Genomic DNA, 6373 nt, shown 5'->3' with positions numbered 1-6373 from the left:
GGTCCCGGCCCGCCCGACCCCGAACCGCCCCGCAAGCGAAGCCGAGAAGCACGAGAAAGACAGGGACGAGAAGGACGACATGAGGGAACCACTGAGCTACGAGATGGCCCACCGTGCGGCCGAGGCCGTCCTGGAGGCCGCGCGGGCCGACAGCCTGAAAGTGTGCGTGACCGTGGTCAACAGCAGCGGTGTCGTCAAGGTCCTGCTGCAGGACGACGGCGCCGGACCGATGGGCGTCGAGACCTCACGCCGCAAGGCCTACACGGCGGCGGTGATGCATATGCCGACCGCGGTGTTCGCGGAGTTCGCCAAGGACCCCCACCTCATCGACGCCCAGCTGTTGGCGATCCCCGGCGGACACCCCATCGTCACCGACGACGGCGAGGTCATCGGCGGCATCGGGGTGGGCGGCGCGGACGGCGCCACCGACGACCGCCTCGCGGCGCAGGCGCTGAAGAGCATCGCGTCCCTGGTGGGCTGAGCGGCCCGCCGACCCGAACGACACACGCACATCGAGAACATGCACACTCGCGATCCTCACCGACGCCGGCTGGGACAAGGTCGTGGCCACTGCCCCCGGCCATGTCGCCGAAGTGCGCCGGCTGGTGTTCCACCCGCTGACCAAGGCGAGCAGCGGCAACTTCGCGAGGCGGCCCGCCGTATCCACCACACGATCAGCCCCGACGCCCCCTGGTCGGGTGACGGCTGACCACCCGAGAGGTTTCGATGTCTTCTGTCCTCAACCCCAAGATACCCGGCGGCGCCTACGACGCCTTCCTGCCCGAGGCCCTGTCCCGTGCCAGCGCGCAGCGGGAGTGGACCCCGGCCGACGGCCCGCTGCCCGCCCTCTACCTCAGCCACGGCGCGCCCCCCACCTTCGACGACGGCCCCTGGCTGCGCGAGCTCTTCGACTGGGCGCAGTCCCTGCCGAAGCCGAAGGCGATCCTGATCGTCTCGGCGCACTGGGAGGACGCTTCGCTCGCGATCTCCGCCCCCGGGGCGGGCACCCCGCTGGTGTACGACTTCAGCGGCTTCCACCCCCGCTACTACCAGATGCGCTACGACACCCCCGATGCCACGGCACTCGCCCACCGCATCGCCGCCGCCATGCCCGACGGTGAACCCCTCTACCAGCACACCGACCGTGGCCTGGACCACGGCGCCTGGGTCCCGCTGATGGCCATGTACCCGACGGCCGACATTCCGGTCCTGCAGATGTCCATGCCCAGCCACGACCCCACCCGCCTGATGGCCCTCGGGTACCGCCTCGCCCCCCTGCGCGAGGAGGGTGTCCTCGTCATCGGCTCCGGCTTCATGACGCACGGACTGCCCTACCTCACCCGGGAGATGTTCACCGACGGTGTCGTCCCCTCCTGGTCCTCCGACTTCGATGCCTGGGCCGCCGACGCGCTCGCCCGCGGCGAGCTCGACGAACTCGCCGCCTACGCCACCAGGGCGCCCGGGATGCCGTACGCCCACCCCACCCCGGACCACTTCCTGCCCATCTTCATCACTCTCGGCACCGCCACCGACCCGGAGGCGCCGGCCCGGACCGCCATCGACGGCTTCACAATGGGCTGCGCCAAACGCTCTTTCACACTGCGCTGATCCGCAGGGGCCAGTCAGCTTGAGGCGGCCGCGCCACCGACGGGGTTGTCCCGTCCAGCTTCGTGACGATGTCGGCCCCTGCCCGGGCATCGACAGGAACGGCGAATGTGAGGAGTCCAGCGCCACGACGTGGGTCGGGTTGTCCGGGAAAGCCGCGTCCGCATCGGCGTTGAATTTCTGCCGCAGGACCGGGCGCACCGTCATGCCGCGCGCAGGTGACGTAGGTGCGAGGGACCGAGCCCCAGCCGTCGCGGGTCAGGGGCGGTGGCCTGGAGCGCGATCCCGGCCGGGGCGTCCGGGGTGAGCAGCCCCAGGGCCGCGTCGGCGAGGGCCGGAGGGATGTCGCCGAAGAACGCGTCCCGCAGCTGCTGGCGGTAGGCGGGGTCGTCGCGGGAGAGGTCGAGGCGCAGGGCGCCGATCGCGGCGGGGTCGGCCCGTACGGAGGGCGCGACGAGTTCGCCGGCGTTCTCGGGCAGCTGCACGTAGGCGATGGCCGGAGTGTCCGAGGCGGGCATGAAGGTGGTGAGGTAGACCGCGTGCGCCACCAGCTCGTGCACCTGCTGGGCCGCCCGGGTCAGTACAGCGCCGCCCATGCTGTGGGCCACCACCGTTACGGGGCCGCCGCGGCCAAGTTCCTTGATCTGCGAGACCAGGAGGTCGCCCGCCTGGTCCAGGTCCGCTCCCGCGACCGGCGAGACCTCGGTGGCCACCGCCTCCGGGTCGTACGCGCGTCGGGTGAGGCACGCGGGCGCTCGGCACGCAGTCCGTGCCCCGCCATGTCGACCGCGACCGCCGGGCGGCCCAGGGCAGCGACGCGGGCGATGACGTCGGTCCAGCACCAGGACACGTGCCAGTAGCCGTGCAGGAAGAGCAGAGGCGTGGCACCTGTGGACAACGATGACTCCTCTGTTCGCCTCGACGACATCGTGTGCGTCGTCAGGAATGTGGAGAGGATTCGACTCGACCGGAACTGGCGCGCTCGAGCCCCATTCCGCCTGGCGGAAGCAGAAAGCGCACCATATCGAGCGCGATTCTCGTCGCGGTCACGTCGTGTACGCGCAGGGCGTTCACGCCTCGCTCGGCCAGGAGCGCGCTGAGCAGCGCCGTCGGCAGGTCACGGTCGGCGGTCGGTGCTTCGGAGGGCATGAGGGAGGCGAGGAAACGCTTGCGCGAGGCGCCCACCATCAGGGGGTGGCCAAGTGCGGCCAGCGCGGGGAGGTTCCGCAGCAGTGCCCAGTTGTGCTCGGCCGCTTTGGCGAAGCCGAGCCCGGGATCGATGACGATCCGGCTCGGCTCGATCCCTGCCGCGCGTGCTGCCCGGATGCGCTGGGAGATTTCGGCCGCGAGTTCGGCGGTGACGTCATCGTAGTGTGCGTGCTCGTTCATGGTTCTGGGTGTGCCGCGCAGGTGACCCAGCACGTACTGGGCGCCGGACTCCGCAACGACAGTGTGCATGTCCGGGTCGGCCAGGCCACCGGAGACGTCGTTGACGATGCGGGCACCCGCGCGGAGCGCGGCACGCGCCGTCGTGGCGTGCATCGTGTCCACGGACACCGTGATGCCCGCCGCGGCGACAGCCGTGACGACTGGCAGGATCCTGGCCGCTTCCAGGCGTGGATCGACTGGGGCCGCTCCAGGCCGCGTGGACTCGCCGCCGATGTCGATGATGTCGGCTCCCGCCCGCGTCAGTTCGTGGGCGTGCCGCACGGCGGCACTGGCTCGCTCGTAGCGCGCCCCGTCGCTGAAGGAATCCGGGGTGACGTTGAGCACCCCCACGATCACAGTGCCGTGTGAGGGGATGAGGCCGGGCATGGTTTCACGCCCGCTCGTCGGTCCGGGTCAGCCCGAGGGATTGCAGCAGCGCCTGCGCTTTGAGGTGCATCTCCCGCAACTCGGCCGCCGGGTCGGAGTCGATCGTGATCCCGCCGCCTGTGCCGAAGGAGGCCCCCCACTCGTCGAGGTGGATGGTTCGGATCGTGGTCGCCAGATCAGCGCTGCCGTCGGCGGCGAAGTAGCCGAAGGCACCGGCGTAGGAACCGCGCGCGACGGACTCCAGATCGTGCAGCAGCTCCACGGCACGCCTCTTTGGGGCCCCGGTCATCGAGCCGGCCGGAAACAGAGCGGCGAAGGCGTCGACCGCGTTCAGCCCTTCGCGCAGGCGGCCACTGACCGTGCTGACCAGCTGATGCACGGTGCGGTAGGTCTCCACCGCGAAGAGTTCCTCCACTGTGACGGTGCCTAGCTCGCAGACGCGGGACAGGTCGTTGCGCACGAGGTCCACGATCATCAGATTCTCGGCACGCTCTTTCGGACTGGAGATCAGTTCCTCCACCATGGCCAGGTCCTGCGCCGTGGTCGCTCCTCTCGGGCGGGTGCCCTTCATGGGGCGCGTGACGACCGTGCGGTCACGGTTGACCTCAAGGAAGCGCTCGGGCGAGGCGCTGAGCAGCTGCGTGGTGCCGATTCGAAGCAGGCCGCCGTGATGGCTGGGCGCGATGCGGCGCAGGCGCCGGTAAACGGACGACGGGCTGGCCGGGTAGGCGGTCCGCCACTGGTTGGTCAGGCAGAGCTGATACGCCTGACCGGCCCGGATCAGGTCCTGGCACCGGCGGATGAGCGTGAGATACCGGTCATCGGGGTGGGCACGCGTCACCGGGCCGGGGGCCCGCGCGGGCGGGGGAGGCAGCGGCGGATGGGCGTACACAAGCGCCTCCGTCGCGCGGAGACGGTCCTGGACCCATTGACGTTCGTCGGCCGGACCGACGACTCGTACCTGCCGGGTGTGGTGATCGAACACGATCCCACGATCCACCAGCACCGCCGCGGCCTGGATCCCCGCCGTGCTGGTGGGGACACCCAGCGACGACACACCGAGTTCGTGCCCGAACCAGCCGACCCAGGCCGGAAGCAGGCTACTGAGCGCCGGAGGCAGCGACTCGCGCAGGAGGTCAAGGATGGGGACATCCACCGTGACGGATGTGGTGGACATGCCGGGGGCCGGGTGCAGCCGGGTGCCGTCCGCTTCGCGCGCCAGCAGGCGGGGGGCCGTCGGGGCCGCCCAGCCGATCAGGCTCGTGCCGTGCTCCGCCTCCGGCCCGTTGTCGAACCAGACGACGTCGTCTCCCGGTGCGGCAAGGGCCAGGAACGCGGTCTCCGGGTCCACCCAGCCTCGAACGCTGGCCGCAACCGACTCCGTGGCGAACACTCGGCGCAGCGCCGGGGCGACGGCGTCCCACCTTGCCCTGCTGCCGGCCGCCGCGGGAGTGCGCACTCGTGCTGGCATATCGTCCTCCGACGGTGTGCTCGGCCCCGCTCATGCGGCTGGGGTGACTGCCCTACCCCCCCGTGTGGGGGGCCTGTGCTCTCGGGGGGACGGCCAGAAGCGGTGTCGGGTCTGCATTCGACCTTGCTCGCATTCAGCGCGTCGCCGCGTAGGCCGCGTTCTCCGCGGCGGTGATCGTGTTGGCCAGCAGCATGGCGATTGTCATCGGGCCGACCCCGCCGGGGACCGGCGTGATCCACCCCGCTGTGCGGGACACCTCGGCGAAGCGCACGTCGCCGGTCAGGCCGTCCTCGGTGCGGTGGATGCCGACGTCGATGACGGCCGCGCCGGGACGCACGTGCTCGGCGGTGACGAGGCCGGGAATGCCCGCGGCGGCGACGAGCACCTCGGCGCGCCGAGTCACCTCCGCCAGCGCACGCGTACGCGAGTGGGCGATGGTCACGGTCGCGCCGCGGCGCAGCAGCAGTTCGGCGGCCGGATGTCCCACCAGCTCGGAGCGGCCGATGACCACGGCCTCGGCGCCGTCCAGCCGGACTCCGGCGGAGTCGAGCATCCGGATGACACCGCTCGGGGTGCAGGGCCGAAGTCCCGGCAGGCCTCGGGCCAGCAGGCCCTGGCTCGCGGTGGTGAGACCGTCGACGTCCTTCTCCACCGGGATGAGGTCCACGAGGGAGTAGCGGTCCAGGCCCGGCGGCAGCGGCAGTTGGAGCAGGATGCCGCTGACGCGAGGGTCATCGGCGAGCTCGCCGAGCAGCGCGGCCACCTGCGCGTGGCTCGCGTCGGCGGGCAGGTGGTGATGGAAGTCCTCCAGCCCGGCTTCCGCTGCCGCCTTCCGCTTGCGGCGGACGTACACCTCGCTGGCGGGGTCGTCACCGATCAGGACCGTGGCCAGGCCGGGCGCCCATCCGTAGGCCGCCGTGAACCCGGCGACGCGTTCGGCGGTCTCCTTGCGGCTTTCCGCGGCGAGTACGGTGCCGTCGATGATCGTGGCGGTCATGACGCGAACACAATGGTCGAGTTGCCCTCGCGAAGGACCCGGTCCTCGGCATGCCAGGCGACCGCACGGGCGAGTACCAGGCGTTCGACATCCGCGCCGCGCCGCACCAGGTCACGGGTCGTTGACGCGTGGGAGACCCGCACGACGTCCTGCTCGATGATGGGTCCCTCGTCGAGGTCCTCGGTCACGTAGTGCGCGGTCGCGCCGATCAGCTTCACGCCGCGGTCCTTCGCCTTCTGATACGGGCCGGCGCCGATGAACGCCGGTAGGAAGGAGTGGTGGATGTTGATGATCGGCACGCCCACGTCCCGGATGAAGTCACCGGAGATGATCTGCATGTAGCGCGCCAGGACGACGAAGTCGACGTTGCCCTGAAGCAGTCTGAGATGTTCCTCGTGGAACTCGTTGTCCGCGGCGAGGATCGCGACCAGCGGGGCGGCGGCGGTCTTCTTCTGGTTGCCCTCGGACATGTGCTGCACCAGGCG

General features: G+C 70.7%; 6 protein-coding genes and 2 pseudogenes. 2 read left to right on the top strand and 6 right to left on the bottom strand.

Going from position 1 to position 6373, the window contains the following annotated elements; translation table 11 throughout:
- The coding region (locus ABZ646_RS37550; RefSeq protein WP_360529460.1) for a heme-binding protein at positions 1 to 481 on the top strand (481 nt) is incomplete at its 5' end.
- Between the two features lie 245 nt (positions 482 to 726).
- Entirely contained in the window at positions 727 to 1608 is an 882-nt protein-coding gene (locus ABZ646_RS37545; protein ID WP_360529457.1) for a class III extradiol ring-cleavage dioxygenase, read from the top strand.
- 200 nt (positions 1609 to 1808) lie between these two features.
- Here the strand turns inward: ABZ646_RS37545 and ABZ646_RS37540 are convergent.
- From ABZ646_RS37540 to ABZ646_RS37515, 6 genes and pseudogenes are all read right to left on the bottom strand, one after another.
- Positions 1809 to 2426: pseudogene (locus tag ABZ646_RS37540) on the bottom strand (alpha/beta hydrolase); the annotation flags it as partial.
- A pseudogene (locus ABZ646_RS37535) lies at positions 2348 to 2533 on the bottom strand (alpha/beta fold hydrolase); the annotation flags it as partial. The pseudogenes ABZ646_RS37535 and ABZ646_RS37540, both read right to left, overlap by 79 nt.
- A gap of 11 nt (positions 2534 to 2544) precedes the next feature.
- Positions 2545 to 3420 carry a dihydropteroate synthase gene (folP, locus tag ABZ646_RS37530; RefSeq protein ID WP_360529454.1) on the bottom strand — a complete coding sequence of 292 codons (876 nt, stop codon included), beginning with the start codon at positions 3418 to 3420 and terminating at the stop codon, positions 2545 to 2547.
- A 4-nt stretch (positions 3421 to 3424) separates the two neighbouring features.
- Complete coding sequence (gene pabB, locus ABZ646_RS37525; protein WP_360529452.1) at positions 3425 to 4879, bottom strand: aminodeoxychorismate synthase component I; 1455 nt, start codon at positions 4877 to 4879, stop codon at positions 3425 to 3427.
- Between the two features lie 145 nt (positions 4880 to 5024).
- Positions 5025 to 5888 carry a bifunctional 5,10-methylenetetrahydrofolate dehydrogenase/5,10-methenyltetrahydrofolate cyclohydrolase gene (locus ABZ646_RS37520; protein WP_360529449.1) on the bottom strand — a complete coding sequence of 288 codons (864 nt, stop codon included), beginning with the start codon at positions 5886 to 5888 and terminating at the stop codon, positions 5025 to 5027.
- Positions 5885 to 6373: formyltransferase family protein (locus tag ABZ646_RS37515; protein WP_360529446.1), on the bottom strand; the 489-nt coding region annotated here is incomplete at its 5' end. The genes ABZ646_RS37515 and ABZ646_RS37520, both read right to left, overlap by 4 nt.

This window comes from Streptomyces sp. NPDC007162, from assembly GCF_040634175.1.
GTDB lineage: Bacteria > Actinomycetota > Actinomycetes > Streptomycetales > Streptomycetaceae > Streptomyces.
This window is presented reverse-complemented; position numbering and strand designations above follow the sequence as displayed.

Coding starts and splice junctions, on each gene's coding strand:
- folP (WP_360529454.1), bottom strand. CDS start 3,420: ATGCCCGGCCTCATCCCCTCACACGGCACTGTGATCGTGGGGGTGCTC.
- ABZ646_RS37545 (WP_360529457.1), top strand. CDS start 727: ATGTCTTCTGTCCTCAACCCCAAGATACCCGGCGGCGCCTACGACGCC.
- ABZ646_RS37520 (WP_360529449.1), bottom strand. CDS start 5,888: ATGACCGCCACGATCATCGACGGCACCGTACTCGCCGCGGAAAGCCGC.